The 16,007-nt window shown below is 41.0% G+C and carries 12 protein-coding genes; 11 read left to right on the top strand and 1 reads right to left on the bottom strand.

The annotated features are described in order from the left end of the window. Positions 1 to 167 precede the first annotated feature (167 nt). The 11 genes from urtA (at position 168) to JMX63_RS08210 (ending at position 14,610) form a co-directional block, all read left to right on the top strand. Positions 168 to 1,520: an urea ABC transporter substrate-binding protein gene (gene urtA, locus JMX63_RS08260; protein WP_406947837.1), complete on the top strand. Its 1,353-nt coding sequence runs from the start codon at positions 168 to 170 to the stop codon at positions 1,518 to 1,520. 214 nt (positions 1,521 to 1,734) lie between these two features. After that, a complete protein-coding gene (gene urtB, locus JMX63_RS08255) occupies positions 1,735 to 3,561 on the top strand; it encodes an urea ABC transporter permease subunit UrtB (RefSeq protein WP_406947836.1) in 1,827 nt (608 codons plus the stop codon). 10 nt (positions 3,562 to 3,571) lie between these two features. Next, positions 3,572 to 4,642 carry an urea ABC transporter permease subunit UrtC gene (gene urtC / locus JMX63_RS08250; protein ID WP_160022111.1) on the top strand — a complete coding sequence of 357 codons (1,071 nt, stop codon included), beginning with the start codon at positions 3,572 to 3,574 and terminating at the stop codon, positions 4,640 to 4,642. Between the two features lie 44 nt (positions 4,643 to 4,686). Continuing rightward, positions 4,687 to 5,496: an urea ABC transporter ATP-binding protein UrtD gene (gene urtD / locus JMX63_RS08245; RefSeq protein WP_320157864.1), complete on the top strand. Its 810-nt coding sequence runs from the start codon at positions 4,687 to 4,689 to the stop codon at positions 5,494 to 5,496. 78 nt (positions 5,497 to 5,574) lie between these two features. Beyond that, complete coding sequence (gene urtE, locus JMX63_RS08240) at positions 5,575 to 6,273, top strand: urea ABC transporter ATP-binding subunit UrtE (RefSeq protein ID WP_057761967.1); 699 nt, start codon at positions 5,575 to 5,577, stop codon at positions 6,271 to 6,273. 317 nt (positions 6,274 to 6,590) lie between these two features. Next, entirely contained in the window at positions 6,591 to 7,475 is an 885-nt protein-coding gene (lgt, locus tag JMX63_RS08235) for a prolipoprotein diacylglyceryl transferase (protein ID WP_057761969.1), read from the top strand. 148 nt (positions 7,476 to 7,623) lie between these two features. Beyond that, positions 7,624 to 8,265 carry a thymidylate synthase gene (thyA, locus tag JMX63_RS08230; protein WP_265089096.1) on the top strand — a complete coding sequence of 214 codons (642 nt, stop codon included), beginning with the start codon at positions 7,624 to 7,626 and terminating at the stop codon, positions 8,263 to 8,265. Between the two features lie 42 nt (positions 8,266 to 8,307). Then, positions 8,308 to 9,543 carry a tyrosine-type recombinase/integrase gene (locus tag JMX63_RS08225; RefSeq protein WP_102078170.1) on the top strand — a complete coding sequence of 412 codons (1,236 nt, stop codon included), beginning with the start codon at positions 8,308 to 8,310 and terminating at the stop codon, positions 9,541 to 9,543. Then, the gene (locus tag JMX63_RS08220; RefSeq protein WP_102078171.1) at positions 9,540 to 11,993 is read left to right on the top strand and encodes a tyrosine-type recombinase/integrase; all 2,454 of its coding nucleotides are present in this window, start codon (positions 9,540 to 9,542) and stop codon (positions 11,991 to 11,993) included. Before JMX63_RS08225 ends, JMX63_RS08220 begins: the two co-directional genes overlap by 4 nt. After that, positions 11,993 to 14,101 (top strand): site-specific integrase, encoded by a 2,109-nt coding sequence (locus JMX63_RS08215; protein ID WP_101204882.1) that lies wholly within the window; start codon positions 11,993 to 11,995, stop codon positions 14,099 to 14,101. Before JMX63_RS08220 ends, JMX63_RS08215 begins: the two co-directional genes overlap by 1 nt. After that, positions 14,098 to 14,610, top strand: coding sequence for a hypothetical protein (locus JMX63_RS08210; protein ID WP_101204881.1), 513 nt, complete (start codon positions 14,098 to 14,100; stop codon positions 14,608 to 14,610). The genes JMX63_RS08215 and JMX63_RS08210 overlap by 4 nt, the downstream gene beginning before the upstream one ends. A 171-nt stretch (positions 14,611 to 14,781) precedes the next feature. On the opposite strand, the gene JMX63_RS08205 is transcribed toward JMX63_RS08210, so the two are convergent. Continuing rightward, positions 14,782 to 15,633 (bottom strand): thymidylate synthase, encoded by an 852-nt coding sequence (locus JMX63_RS08205; protein WP_101204880.1) that lies wholly within the window; start codon positions 15,631 to 15,633, stop codon positions 14,782 to 14,784. Positions 15,634 to 16,007: the final 374 nt, after the last annotated feature.

Genomic DNA, 16,007 nt, shown 5'->3' with positions numbered 1-16,007 from the left:
CAGTTTATTAACCTTCCTGCACTAAATTAATGAATATATTAAACAATACTTAATTATTGCTCAATTATTACACGATTATTGGCTTTTTTAACTTGGCACGGAACTTGAACTCTTAATAAGTGTTCAGGAGCCATATTTTATCTTTTGTGTTTATTTAGGAGATGTCCATGTTTTCGTTACCAACTTTAGCCAATCCTCAGTTTGTTGAGACTCATCTGCAAGGCAAAATCAAATCACGCTTCTCATTATTAGCGATTGCCGTCGTTGGTAGCTTAAGTCTCGCTGGCTGTCAAAAGCCTGCCGAAACTGCGACATCGGCAGAGACAACGACTGAAACCACAACAGAAACAACCACCGAGCCTGCTGCTGATGGCGACACTATCAAAGTCGGCATACTACATTCGTTATCTGGCACCATGGCCATCTCTGAAACCTCTCTAAAAGATACCGCGCTGATGACGATTGATGAAATCAATGCCAATGGTGGCGTGCTCGGTAAGCAGCTAGAACCAGTCGTCGTCGACCCTGCTTCTGATTGGCCATTATTCGCTGAAAAAGCACGTCAGCTGCTCACTCAAGATAAAGTAGATGTTATCTTTGGTGGTTGGACATCAGTATCACGCAAATCCGTGTTGCCTGTAGTTGAAGAGTTGAACGGGTTGATGTTCTATCCAGTACAGTACGAAGGACAAGAGCAGTCAGAAAACATCTTTTATACTGGTGCGGCACCAAATCAGCAAGCTATTCCGGCAGTAGAGTACTTGATGAGTGAAGAAGGCGGCGGTGCAGAGCGCTTTGTGTTGTTAGGTACTGATTACGTTTATCCACGCACCACCAACCAGATTCTAAAGGCATTTTTGAAATCAAAAGGCGTGGCTGATGCAGACATCATGGAAGAGTACACGCCATTTGGTTTTAGCAACTATCAAACCATCGTCTCGAATATTAAGAAATTCTCAACGGGAAAAAAGACGGCGGTGATCTCTACCATCAATGGCGATTCAAACGTTCCGTTCTATCGTGAACTAGCGAACCAAGGTATCAAAGCGTCAGACATTCCAGTCATGGCATTCTCTGTCGGTGAAGAAGAGCTACGCGGTATCGATACCAGTCTGCTACAAGGGCATTTGGCGGCGTGGAACTACTTTATGTCGATCAAAAACCCAACCAACAGTGCCTTCACCAAACGCTATAAGCAGTATGCATTGGACCAAAAACTACCGAATGCTGAAAAAGTCGTGACCAATGATCCAATGGAAGCGACTTATGTCGGTATCAACATGTGGAAGCAAGCTGTCGAAAAAGCCGGTACGACTGATGTCGACAAAGTGCGTATCAGCATGGCGGGACAAACGTTTGATGCACCTTCTGGCTACACGCTAAAAATGGATGAAGAAAACCATCACCTATGGAAGCCTGTCATGATTGGTCAAATTCGTGCCGACGGACAGTTTGATACGATTTTCAAAACGCCAGAAGTTATCCAAGCCCAGCCATGGAGCGAGTACATTCCTAAATAGGCTATCCCTAAATAAATCAGTACTGAAAAGCACGTATATAGTAACTGAAAAGTAGGCGGATGGATAAACGATACCAATAACCGTCCTAACGCCTACTTTTCACACTTATTCTTAACTTTTAAATAACACCAAACCTTATCAACTCTTCTATCGCTTAAAACGCTAAGCAGTAAAAGCTAAAGGTTTGTTGTCTGTGAAAAACAGGGAGCCGCACATGCAGCACCATACTTTACGCCCGTTTGTAGGGCAAACATCGTCCGAAAATGGTAACAACCCACAAGCATCAGTCAGTGAAGTCATGCAGTATGTGGCACGTTTTTCAATTCATGCGCCTCTGCGATTACTTGCATTGATGGCATTATGCATAACAATTTTCACCACCACAGCGTATGCGGATCATAATGGTCAGATACATGACCACGATACGGATACCGCTCATAGTGAGCAATCTTTGGTCACACCTGTCAACGTAGCCACTTCTACTCAAGCCAGCACCTCAAATATTTCAACAGCAACTACAAACTCAGGTGATGCCATTCAACAATTTGTAGCCGGTGATTTTAGTAAGCGTCAAGCCATGCTAAGTGATTGGCCAGGATCCGTTGAGAGTTTAGATAGTTTGGTTGAATTTATTGCCAATGATGAGCTATATCAAGGCAATGGTGGACAAACGTATCTACTGAATAAAGATGACCAGCTGTTTACTTATCCTGATAAAAAAGAGACTGACGATTGGCCAAGTGATTTATCACAAATCACCCTAACCAATGCCCTTCGCTCAGCGCTCATCTTTGGACAGGCTAAGGTAAAGCTAGCTTCTGACAAGCCCGCACAGCGCCTGCAAGCTGTAGAGATTTTGGCCGATAATATTGACCAAGTAGATCCAGCCATTATCACGACCGCAGCAGCAAACGAAGACAATGCTAAAGTTAAAAAAGCACTAACGGCACTACAAGCTCGTATTGATTTCAAAAACGGTGACCTGCCCACTCAGATTGCAGCGGTCAATCTACTTGCAGATAGTGATAACCCACAAGTTTTGGTCGATATCGAGTCTGCCCTCGCGGCTGATGGCTTAGATGCCTCGCTCAAAGCTGCACTTATCGATGCTGAATCTAGCGTGTCACGTCGTATTGAAATAAGTACATGGACGGGTCATATCTTCACTGGTATGAGTACCGCCAGTATTTTACTGCTCGCCGCACTTGGTCTCGCGATTACCTTTGGTCTGCTTGGCGTTATTAATATGGCGCACGGTGAGCTAATCATGATCGGGGCTTATACCACTTATATGGTGCAAAACTTCTTTCAGGCTTATATGCCAGATATGGCAGGTTGGTATTTGCTTGCTGCTATTCCAGCTGCGTTTTTAGTCAGTGCTATCATCGGTATGATTATTGAACGTATCGTGATTCGCCCATTATATGGTCGCGAGCTAGAGACCTTACTGGCAACCTTTGGGGTGAGTCTGATTTTGATGCAATTAGTACGGATGATTTTTGGTGCGCAAAACGTTGAAGTCAGTAACGTGGCGTGGCTCAGCGGTGCGTATCAAGTGTCATCAAGTTTGGTACTGCCTTACAACCGTATTGCTATTATTGGTTTTACCGTCATTGTCGTGGCGCTACTGGTGTACTTACTTAACAAAACCCGCTTTGGTTTGTTTATACGAGCCGTTACCCAAAATCGCCAAATGGCACGTGCTGTTGGCATCCCCTCTGCACGTATCGATATGATGGCATTTGGTTTGGGTTCTGGGCTGGCTGGTATGGCTGGCTGTGCCCTTGCCCAAGTAGGCAACGTCGGTCCTGATTTGGGCCAAACCTATATCATTGATACCTTTTTGGTCGTCGTCGTTGGCGGTGTCGGACAAGTATGGGGCGCAGTATTGGCCGCCTTGGGACTTGGTATTAGCGGTACGGTACTTGAGATTGGTATCGGTGCGGTATTGGCTAAGATTGTGTTGTTGGTTCTTGTGATTCTGTTTATTCAGAAACGGCCACAAGGTTTATTTGCACTCAAAGGCCGCTTTGTCGAATAAGGAGACTCCTATGATACTGATCAAATTACTGTCTGATACACCGCGTAGTGCTGTTTTAATTGGATTATGTTTTGCCGTACTACTGATACTGCCTTGGCTACATCTTATGCCGGAGACCTCAGCCTTTCACCTTTCAGCCTACTGGATTACCTTGATTGGCAAAATCATGGCACTGGCCATGGTGGCTTTGGCACTAGATCTCGTCTGGGGCTATGCTGGTATTTTGAGCTTGGGACATGGCTTGTATTTTGCTTTGGGTGGTTATGCGTTTGGCATGTACCTAACACGTGAGACAGCAGGCGACGCGCTTCCTGACTTTATGCGATTTTTGAGCTGGACTGAGATGCCATGGTATTGGGCTGGCACGCAGCACTTTTGGTGGGCAGTCGTACTGGTCGTATTAGTACCTGGCTTGGTTGCGTTTATATTTGGTTTCTTTGCTTTTCGCTCCAAAATCAAAGGCGTTTATTTTTCTATCATCACCCAAGCCATGGTCTATGCAGCAGCCTTGCTGTTCTTCCGTAATGAGACAGGCTTCGGTGGTAACAATGGCTTTACTGGTTTTACCACCTTACTCGGCTATGACATTACCGCTGCCTCTACGCGCTCAATGCTGTGCTTCGTCACGGCCTTAGCATTGTTAGTCTCTTATATGGGTTTGCGTCATTTAATGAACCAACCTTATGGTCGAGTACTTGGTGCCATTCGTGACAGCGAAAACCGCTTGCAGTATTTAGGCTACCGTACATTATGGTACAAGCTATCCGCTTGGGTATTATCCGCTGTCATTGCTGGTGTCGCAGGTGCGCTATACGTGCCGCAAGTCGGCATTATCAATCCGAGTGAGATGAACCCAGTGAACTCGATTGAGATAGCCGTCTGGGTAGCAACTGGTGGTCGAGGAAGCTTAATTGGCGCGATTTTAGGAACTGGTGTGGTAAATGCTGTGAAAACCTACTTTACCGTCGCCTACCCTGAGTTTTGGCTATTGATATTAGGCGGACTGTTCGTCGTCGTGACGTTATTTTTACCCAATGGCATTATGGGCTTGTTCGATCGCTTCAAAAAGGAGAAACAATAATGCTAAATGATAAATCACCATCGACCGAACAATCGACTAAGGCGCTGTCTGAATATGATCATACTGATGGACGTGACGGTCTCAGTCATCCCAAAAAATCTGGCGTCGATTTTAGCCATGGTATTGCATTATATTTAGAAGATTTAAGTGTTTGGTTTGATTCGTTTCGCGCACTCAACAATCTGTCACTCTATATCGAAGAAGGCGAGCTACGCTGTATCATCGGCCCCAACGGCGCTGGCAAAACCACACTAATGGATGTCATTACAGGTAAAACCCGCCCTACCGAAGGCAGCGTGTTTTTTGGTCAGACTCACAACCTTGCCAGCTTATCTACCGAACAAATCGCTGAAGCAGGTATCGGCCGTAAGTTTCAAAAACCTACTGTCTTTGAGAATTTTACGGTAATGGATAATCTGTTACTTGCTGCGCCAAAAGACAAACGTGTGGTTAAAAGCTTATTTAACAAACTCAATGCCGATACTCGCGATACCCTCGACGCGACCCTACAACAAATTCGCCTGACCGATAAGATCAATAAACCTGCTGGCTTGCTCTCACATGGACAAAAGCAATGGCTAGAGATTGGCATGCTGTTAATGCAAAGCCCCAAGCTAATTCTGCTTGATGAGCCTGTGGCCGGTATGACTGATGCAGAAACTGAACATACCGCTGAGCTGTGTCTACGCCTTAAAAAGAATCATACCTTAGTAGTAGTTGAGCATGACATGACCTTTATCGATGCTATCAGTGAAAAAGTCACAGTATTGGCACAAGGGGCGATTTTGGCCGAAGGTACGTTAGCGGAAGTGCAAGCCAATGAAGCAGTGATTGAGTCCTACTTAGGTCGATAGCTAAACGTATCATCTAGACGAGCCAAACGAACATTCCCTTTGAAATATTAGAAAAGTTTTAGAGTTTAGGAGACAGCCATGTTACAAGTGAACGATATCAACCAGTATTACGGCGGCAGTCATATTTTACGAGATGTCTCGTTTACAGCGCCTGTAGGCGCATGCAGCGTGGTACTTGGACGTAATGGCGTGGGCAAAACTACTCTGCTTAAATGCCTGATGGGGATACTACCGATTAAATCAGGAGAAATTTTGCTTAATGATAAAGACATCAGCAAGATGTCTCCAGAGCAACGGGTACGAGCAGGATTGGCTTATGTACCACAAGGCCGCGATATTTTTTCGACACTGACGGTAGAAGAGAACATATTAATTGGTATGGCCAAGTTTTCACGCAGCAAGGCAAAACACGTACCCAAGCATTTATACGATATTTTTCCGGTACTCGATGAGATGAAACATCGCCGCGGTGGTGATTTGTCTGGTGGTCAGCAGCAGCAACTTGCTATCGCCCGTGCCTTAGCCTCCGAGCCGACTGTGTTAATTTTAGATGAGCCAACTGAGGGTATACAGCCTTCTATCATCAAAGATATTGGCCGAGTACTACGTGACTTGGCTGACAAAGGTGACATGGCCATTGTACTGGTTGAGCAGTTCTATGAATTCGCCGAAGAGCTTGCTGACAATTACACGGTATTATCACGCGGCAAGGTAGTCTCACAAGGCGCAGGCGACACGATGGTCGAAAACAAAGTACAAGACTTAGTCGCCATCTAGCTGCATTTACTTAGCTATATTGGCTTAACTGCGTTTATTTACGAACACTTGGTAGTGACCGCTTAAAACAACAGAAATCACGCTTTTATTCTGAGCTGCTAGCTACCAAGATTACATATCATCACGAAAACACTCCTTAATTAAAGTCACTTTTTACCTCACTTCTTATTTTTTGACTCTTAGCCTATATATTCTGTGCCATTTCAAAAACTCACATTACCAATATCCTCTGATTGGCGTCATAGCAATTGTGTATGCCCATTGAACGAAATTTGCTATTATAGTCAGTATTTTATTATCAATATTATGATGCCCTTATGATGATTCATCCTCAGTACGATCCTGTAGCATTAGCAGTTGGGCCTGTCGAAGTCCATTGGTATGGGCTGATGTATTTGTTGGCATTTGCCGCCGCCTACGGACTGGCATGGTATCGCAGTACCAAACGTGAAGGCTGGACGACAGATATGGTCTCTGACCTAGTGTTCTTTGGCGCACTTGGTGTGATATTAGGTGGCCGTGTCGGCTATGTATTGTTTTATCAGTTCGGTGAACTGCTCCAAAACCCTGCCTATCTGTTTAAAGTCTGGGAAGGCGGTATGTCATTCCATGGTGGCCTGATTGGTGTCATGTTGGGTATGCTGTATTTTGCCCGCAAATATAAAAAGACACCTTTCCAAGTGCTCGATTTTGTCGTTCCCTGTGTGCCAACTGGTCTATTGTTCGGACGTATTGGTAACTATATCAATGCCGAGCTATGGGGCCGCGTCTCTGATGGTGGCTATAACTGGTTGACCTACTTCCCGCAGGCCGCTAGCGTTGATATGCAGCAGCTACAAGCCAATCCTGCGCTACAAGACCTGATGACTGAGGTCAATGGCCAGTACCTGTTGCCTCGTCACCCGTCGCAACTGTATGAAGCCCTTGCAGAAGGTCTACTGTTATTTCTATTCTTGTGGTGGTACTCATCGAAGCCCCGTCCTCGTATGGCAGTGACTGGTGTCTTTATGCTTGGTTATGGCTTTAGCCGTTTCATCATTGAGTTTTTTCGCCAGCCAGACATCGACCAAGGATTCATCTTGCTAGGCTGGATGACCAAAGGTCAGATACTAAGCGCCCCAATGATAATTATCGGTCTGTTCTTGATCGGTTATGCCTATAAACGCGGCATCTACGACTGGGGTAAGCAAGCTGCTTATTAAGCCTACCTTTTTATGATAAAGGTTGATGACTTAAAATAGGGTAAGCTGTCAAAACGCTTATCCTAGCAATACTTTCAATAATGACAGTGTATATATCGACTATTCATCTAGCCTGTATGTGCTGTCAGCAGTAACTAAAGAGCATTTTATGATCAATGGCATCCAAAGTAATAACGAGCAAGGCTATTTAGATTTGCTACGCCACGTTCTCGACAATGGCACCGAAAAAGGTGATCGTACTGGTACGGGTACGCTTAGCCATTTCGGCGCGCAGCTACGCTTTGACTTAGCAGATGGCTTTCCACTGCTAACGACCAAAAAGGTTCACTTTAAATCTATCGCTTATGAGCTATTATGGTTTTTAAGTGGCAGCACTCATGTCGATTATCTCCAACAGAATAACGTTCGTATCTGGAATGAGTGGGCGACAGCAGAACAGACCGCGCGCTTTAACAGACCTGCTGGCGATTTGGGTCCTATCTATGGGCATCAATGGCGTAACTATGGCGCGACCAAAAATGAAGATGCCAGTTATAACGCTGATGGCGTCGATCAAATCGCACAGGTCGTTGAACAGATAAAGACCAATCCGAATTCGCGCCGCTTGATTGTGTCAGGCTGGAATCCAGGTGAAGCAGAGCAAGTAGCCCTACCACCATGTCATACATTATTTCAGTTCTTTGTCGCAGACAATAAGCTGTCATGCCAGCTATATCAACGTTCGGCTGACTTATTCCTATTATACCCCCATAACAATAATGCACAATACGGAGTAATAGATCGTATATAATGCAATACATAACTTAGTCTATGTATTGAGATAGTGATTATTATGGATGTTAAAGTTTGTTTTGATACAAAGTTAGATTTATCTAAGTCTTGTTTACTCAATGAGATTCCAAATTTATCATTGAACAAAACCGTAACAGTGAATGGTGTTGGAGTATTTGATGATGATGGCAAGATCCTTCCTCTTGTTTCTGAGTATTTGTCGTATCGAACCAAACATCAAATAATCTCTTATAAATCAGCAGTTACTTATGGTAGAAACCTAAGCTACTTCTTAAGTTATATTCGTAGTCGTCCAGATTATGATGACAGTGAATCTGATGAAGTATTTATTACAGTTCCAAAATACGTAATTCAAGAATACCTGACATTTTTAATCCGTGAAGACCATAAGAACTCATCTACTGTTAGAAGTCGAGATGAGACAATACATGCCTTCATCGAATACCTTTGTAGCCCTACAGAAGACCGTGATAAGCTTAGACAAGATAACCCATATAGCGATGGCTTGCTATCAAAACCACCAAAGCGCACACCGATTAGCTCTTGCACACTTGATGACCTTTTCATATTGATTGAATTTACTGATTCAGAACGAGAAAGAGCTTTACTCCAGTTTTTATACGACTCTGGCTTACGTCGTTCAGAACTACCTAGAGTTACTCTTCAAGACTTTAAAGATATTACTAGCCTTAATTCTGAAAAATATATTTCCCGCGATACTGACCTGCCTATTCATCCCGACTATGTATCTTTGAAAGTTAAAGGAAGTAAGGGCCGTGGTAATCAAATTAAGCCACGCTGGACTTTGCTTAGCTTAGTAACTATCAAACGTGTGGAAAAATACCACGCATCTCCCTTGTATAAAAAATACGCTCGTAAATATTTAAAGCCGTCTGAAACACCAGCGTTCCTTAATGCTGAAGGCACTCCTTACACCCCAAATTCAATCAGTAAGCTACTTGAACGTATAAGTAAACGCGCAATCAAACACGGTCGACTCAATCGACTGATTTCTCCCCACAAGCTACGGCATGGCAACGCTTATTCAATACTACAGTCAAAGGATTTAGGGCCTAACTATGTAGATCGGCTTGCTATTGTGCAGAATTGCTTAGGCCACAACCATCTTAGTACTACACAGATATACACTAATATCCCTCAAGATATCTACAAGAGCATGTGTGACGAGAATGGTGATACATTAACCAAAGCTGAGAAAATGAAGCGCTTATCTGAACAGACACAGTTAAGAATTGGCATTAAGGACATCAAATGAAAAACATTGGAATAACCATTGATGAGATTCATGAGGATTTTCCTGAGCCAGGAATTTTAGGTGCAGACTTTAAGAACGTTGAAGAAAAACAACCGATTAAAGACGCCGAAGCAGCTGTTATAGAATGGGTATCGAAAACAGCTGGAGATAAAGAAGCACTATGGGAAATACCAATTAGTAAAGCGGATAATACTTTGGGCTTCAGTGTAGCTGTTAAGCATATTCAGAGTGCTGTAGGTGTCTCATACTCTGTTGCACAAAAATATAGGGGTCTTACTACTCCTTTAATTGGAAGGATGATTGAAGAAGGGATTCTAGTAATACCAAGTGAAAGCTACGAAGCGGCTGGCATCGAAAACACTAGAAAACTTTTGAATTGGTACAGAAAGCTAACTGTAGAGGAAAAGCACACTTTACCTATTTTCGGCAACAAAATTTCGATAGGAAAAATGTCTCCAGAACAACTACCTATAAAAAAAGAATCCTTAAGATTTAATGTTGTTAAAGATGCTTGGGAATTCATTCACAAAGACTTAGAAAAAATTGGAATTATTGATCCAAATTATAAAAGCGTTGCTGAAAGAACAAGCGAAGCGAATGTCAATAGAATAAATCATAGTGAAAGTCAGATAGAGCGTTTTCATAGACTCGCAGCAAGAGAGCTAAATGCAGCTGATGACTTCTTCCCTCCTTCAAAATTAGAACCGTTTATTCAGGTTGAGCAACTGTTTGCTTGTAGTAGCAAAACTGTCTCTTCAAAATCAGGCAAGAGTAATTATAGAGTTGCGAGTAGTTCATTTATAGAGTTCTTATCTAAACTGTATGGAAATAAACCCTTTAGAATCGTAACAACTTTTGATGAATACCTATTATCTAGATATCGGAAATATTTAGAGGGCAAGGTAATAAATAAAGAAATATCAAGTCATCATGCAAATACAGTTTTGAGTTCAGTCCGTATAACATTGAATCGGCTGACTCAAGTACGCGATATAGAATATAGCTTTTTCAATATAAATGGATTTGCTACAACTAGAGAAACAGATGTTAAAAAGCCATTTACAATGAACGAGCGACTTCGAATATTAGAGGCTATTGAAAAAGGATTGAGCGAATCTAGAAAAGCCCTCAAACCTTATAAGAAAACGGGTTTAGGTAGCAATCCTTTGGACGAAAAGGGTTCAGTCATTAGAGGCCTTTCGACACTAGAGAATGCGCGATGGCTCTTTGAAAACCGCTTAATGTGTAAGCCAGTTCATTATAATACAGCTAAATCACCTATTGAAAAGTCTTTCTTAAGAATTATTAATGATTCAGATAAGGGTTTGATAGAGGTATACAACGACTGGGGCATTACCCCAATGATAAATATGGATACACTAACGCCTTACGTTTTAAGGCTTGCTCAAATTACTGGTTTAAATGCAAATCCTTTACTTTCTCTTGATATAAACGATTATGTAGATTCCCATCCGGCAACATCGCGGCCTTGTCTTAGATATTGGAAAGAAAGGTCTGATGGTCATAAAGAATACCACCTCGATCTTTTTAATGCAGAACTGACATGGCTTACGTCATCTCAAGCTAAGTCTATAAAAATTATTTTTGAAGAATTAGTCCAATTGACGAGTAGTTTTCGACAAGACATTGAAGATAATGCTTTTAAAGATAGGTTGTTTATCTATCAGTCGAATAGTACAAAAAAGCACGGCAGAGTATCTCCACTATTAGGAAACAAAGAAAAAAATACAGAAGCATTGGGAGCTAGTTTGTCCAGGTTTGTTAAGAAATATAATTTAAAAAATGATGCAGGAGATCCCCTAACTCTTACAATAAGTCGCTTTAGACCAACATTTGTTAGTGAGATGCTTAGAAATGGCGTAACTGTACGTGAAATTCAACTCATGTTGGGTCACTCCTCACTCCAAACAACTCTCGGTTATATAGATTCTCTAGATTTTAACTCCATGAGTAGAATGAAGATAAATGATGAATTAGAAGAGATACATCAATCGACTCTGGATAAAAAAGTTGAGAAAGTGCCAGAAGATATAGAGTCCAAAAAAAATGATGAGTTGGTAACAACCTTTCATACTCCTCTAGCTGAATGCAGAAATATTTTTGACCCACCAGATTTTGTAAAAAATCTTTCATCCTACATACCTGGTACTCCATGCTCACAATATAACAAATGTTTGGGTTGTGACAATGTCATTATTACAGCTAAGAATCTGCCTGAAATTTTTGCAATGAAGCGTGACTATACGCTTTTGAAAGAGCACTCCCGTGTCATGGATACACCCTATGGGCATGTTATTTCAGAGAATTTAGAACTGATAAAAGGTATTACAGAACCTGAACTATCTAATTTTTCCTTAGAAGAATTAGAAAATGGACGGCGTTTAGCAGAATACATTGAAACGACCACACTAGTTGATGGAGTAATCTAATGGACTATGAAAAAAAGCTGAATGTATTAACAGGTTTTGCAGAACATCGTTTATATGTTTTAGATGCTCTAGACCATGCTACAGTTCAAAAGAAGAAGCACCTTCAAAATAATTACACAGATGACATAGAGTATGTGACGTACCTTATGGACAAACCTGTATCGAAATTATCAAAGTTTTCTGACGACTTTTGGGACTTTAATGACGACTATCCTAATGCTGCACGAAATGTTCAGGGCGCAAAGCTCCGCATTAGTTTTTCAAAGTATACAGATATCCCAAGATTCGTTTTAATAGAAATAAAAATCATATTCGAGTTGGCCTTGCTAAACAATTCGATTTTCAAGCTTCAAAGTAAGGAAGGCCAAAGTCGAACAAAAAAAGTCTTAAAAGCAAACTCTTTAATTACAATTTTTGAAAATGGATTAACGTTTATTAATGAAATATTTAAACAGGCATCTCATGAGCTAGGCTATGAGTTTGTTCAGGAAAAAATCAGAACACTCTCCGATATAACACCCGAACTGTATTCCAAAGCTGCTGAAAACTATGATCGCGTAAAAGGTGTGGAGCTAGATAAATTTTTCAAATATCTACGCAGCCCGGCTTCTGTCAAGTATGTATTTGAAAAACCTATCGCTTATGTAGAGTTAAATAGCCTGAAATGGAAGAAACTTGCTAATACTAATACTTCGAAAAAAGAACAAGTACTGCCAGATCTGGTATTTGAATCTCTCTCGAAAATGGCTTCCTTTATCATAGTGGACTTTTTAAACGCTACAGGAGCTTCAGCAAAGATATCAGATCCTAACTCCTTAGAAAGATTTAATACAAGCAACCACGTTTCATGGGCAAACGAAGAAGGAGTAACCCACGAAATTTTAAATGCTTATATTGCTATGAGATTAGGAACTAAAGGCTATCCTTCAAGTTTCATTACAAACATAATTGAACCCTATGATTGGATGCTCAAAAAAGACTCTAGTGTCATGGGTGGACGAACTTTACGTAACGCATTGAAAAAACGTGGTTACAAGTTAGATAATCTTAGAGAATACTTTAACCTCGTAGCGTATGCCTGCGCGTATTTAGTGGGTCAATATACAGGTATGAGACCATCTGAACTATCAGAAATAAGAGTTCAGGATTGTTCGTGCTTAATTCAAAGTGACTCCGTCTGGCTGATTGAAAGTACGGTCAAAAAGCATAAAGATGAAGTTAGTACAGGTTTGTTTGACGACAGATGGGTAGCTATACCAATTGTTAAGGATGCAGTATTAGCAGCTTCGTATATCTCAAAAATTAAGGCGTCGCCCTACTTAATTTCTAATGTAGATACTGTTAAACCTGATAACTCCCCCCAGTCAATGACTAGTACTGGTATCGTGTATCAAATGAATAACTTTATTAGCCAACTCTTAGGCGAAAAAGTTGCTAAAGAACTAAAATTCAATCCATATATGTTAAGACACACATTAACATATCAATTGTTTAAGGCTGAAGTTGGATTGCCTCTTATATCGTTTCAATTGAAACATTTTGTAGAGAGCATCTCTAAGTACACATCTACTGGCGCCACCTCGTCAGTTACGTTAGGCTACGGTGATATAGGTGAGATGCTGTCAAAAGACGGCAACCGAAAAGGTGATACGAAATCACTGCGCCGAGCAGCTGAATTAGATGCTATTAAAACTGCCCATAATCCAAATGGTACATATTATGGTGGTAAAGCGAGTGAGCATAAAAAAGGTCTGATCAAGACGTTTAGTGGATATATGGCTGAAGGATACACAGAGGATGAGATTTATGAGGCTATGGTAGATCAAGGGGTTGCCATGGTCTATATGGGACAAGGGCTTTGCTATGGTGGTAGAGCAGAAGAGTATGACTCAAGCCTACCATGTATTGGTTCACTGCGTTGTAACCCAGCTCGATGCAAACAAGCCGTTGTAACTACTAAGCATGCTCCTAAATGGCGTGAAGTTTACATGTTAAATAAAACCAACCTCAATAAACCAGAATATTCAGACAATCGAGAGCAAATTCTATCAGCAATGAACGAGGCCAAAATGGTATTGGAAAATCTTGGTGAGGCAATCGAACTATGAGTAATGAAGCTTATGATCAAAAAAATAATGACGACTATGAAGCAATAACTTCTGCTCTAAATATTGCCCTAATAGATCTTGAAAATAATAAAAAACTAAAACCCACTATAGCGCAACTTTCGAAGATGACTGGTATTCATCGAAATACTATTACAAACCGTGGTTGGCCTGTCCAAAAGCTAAATCAGATCAAAGATATCAGAAAAGCTGAAGAGAAATCGCGTAAAGAAAAAAAAGCTATAGATAACGCTGATGTTAAGAATGCGCTTGAAGCAAAAATGATTCAAGCACAAAATGAGGTTATCTACTGGTTTAATGAATATCAAGATATAAAAAGAGTCACTCAACACTCAGATAAACGGTTACAAAAAATGAAAGAGTCACGAGATTATTATAAAACACAATCTGATACAGATAAAAGGTCGTTATTAGAAGCTAGACAGGAGATTAAAAAACTGAGACAAATGTTAGCTTTAAAAGATGCAACACCGAACCAGCTGATGCACTAATCTATCGAAAACTACCTATGCTATAAAAAGTATAAACTTAATTTCCTTGTACTTAAAAGCTAGCAAGAGCTTAGCTAACAAATATATACCTTATAGCATAAATCACATATATTAATACTTTATGCCTAACAGAAATTTATCATCTTTCTTAACTTTTAATTTATATTTGTATCAAACTGAGAATGGATACGCGATAGACTCATGATACTGATACCCTTCCACTTCAAAATCGTCCAATGTTACCCATGTCTCAATATCTTCGAGAGACTTAATTTCAGGGTTAATGTGAAGTTTAGGGGCTGGATACGGTTCGCGTTTTAATTGCACATCACGCATTAACTCTAATTGGTCTTCATATATATGTGCATTTACAATCTTGTGATAAGCTTTTCCAGCCTCATGCCCCGTAATTTGAGCCATTAAAGCCAATAAAGTAAAAACCTGGACTTGATTGAAATTTTGACCTAATGGCACATCACAGGAACGTTGTGATGAAGTCAAATAAAGCTTGCCACCTAACAACGAAAATGTATGAGTATGCATACAAGGACGTAAACATCCCATATGAAACTCACCTGGATTATAGAAAGTTAGGATTTCACCTCGATCATCAATACCGTTCCGCAAGTTATCATAAATCTTACGAAGCTGGTCAAACTCCTCTCCTACTGAATTACGCCACCTGCGGCCCTGTACACCATATACTCGGCCCATATCATCCTCACCTTTACGATAAGGATTAGCTAACCAAGCTTCATTTTCATTGGCATTAGCGTTCCATGTATTACATCCAATAGCTCGAAACTGAGCTGCGCTATCATAACCACGTAGATACCCTAATAATTCTGCGATAGCTGCTTTCCAATAACTCTTTCGAGTAGTTACTAAGGGAAACTCATTAGCTCCTACATTGTAGTTTAAATCAGCATTAATAACGGTTAAGCAGCGTTTTCCAGTCCGTTCATTCTCGACCCATACACCCTCATCAACTATACGTTGACATAAATCTAGATATTGTTTCATTCAATAACCTTAATTGGACTGTATACTTTTCTCGTGAGGTAATTTCTTATTGCCCGTGATCACAACACATTTTACCTCATGATTTCATTGAGCATTATAAAGTTTCAAGGCTCAATTGTACAAACCTGTTCGTAACAACTAATTGTCTTAATAACTTATCAACAGGCTATGCCCCAATGGATCCAATGAAACCGAATCATTCTATCTAAAACCATTTACCATAATGCAGCTTTATGCGCAGAATGCGCGGTTCCCTAGTGAGGACTTGAATCTTTGGCTGTGAGCTAATGGTATTAAGGTTTCAACTTGCTGAGATAGCCACAGTGTACTTCATGATGTACTTACCATAGATATTCTATCTATGATCGGTGCGC

This window comes from Psychrobacter nivimaris, assembly GCF_904846365.1.
In the GTDB taxonomy this organism is placed as follows: domain Bacteria; phylum Pseudomonadota; class Gammaproteobacteria; order Pseudomonadales; family Moraxellaceae; genus Psychrobacter; species Psychrobacter nivimaris_B.
The sequence above is the reverse complement of the archived record's forward strand: the minus strand, read 5'-3'. Positions and strand labels throughout refer to the sequence as shown.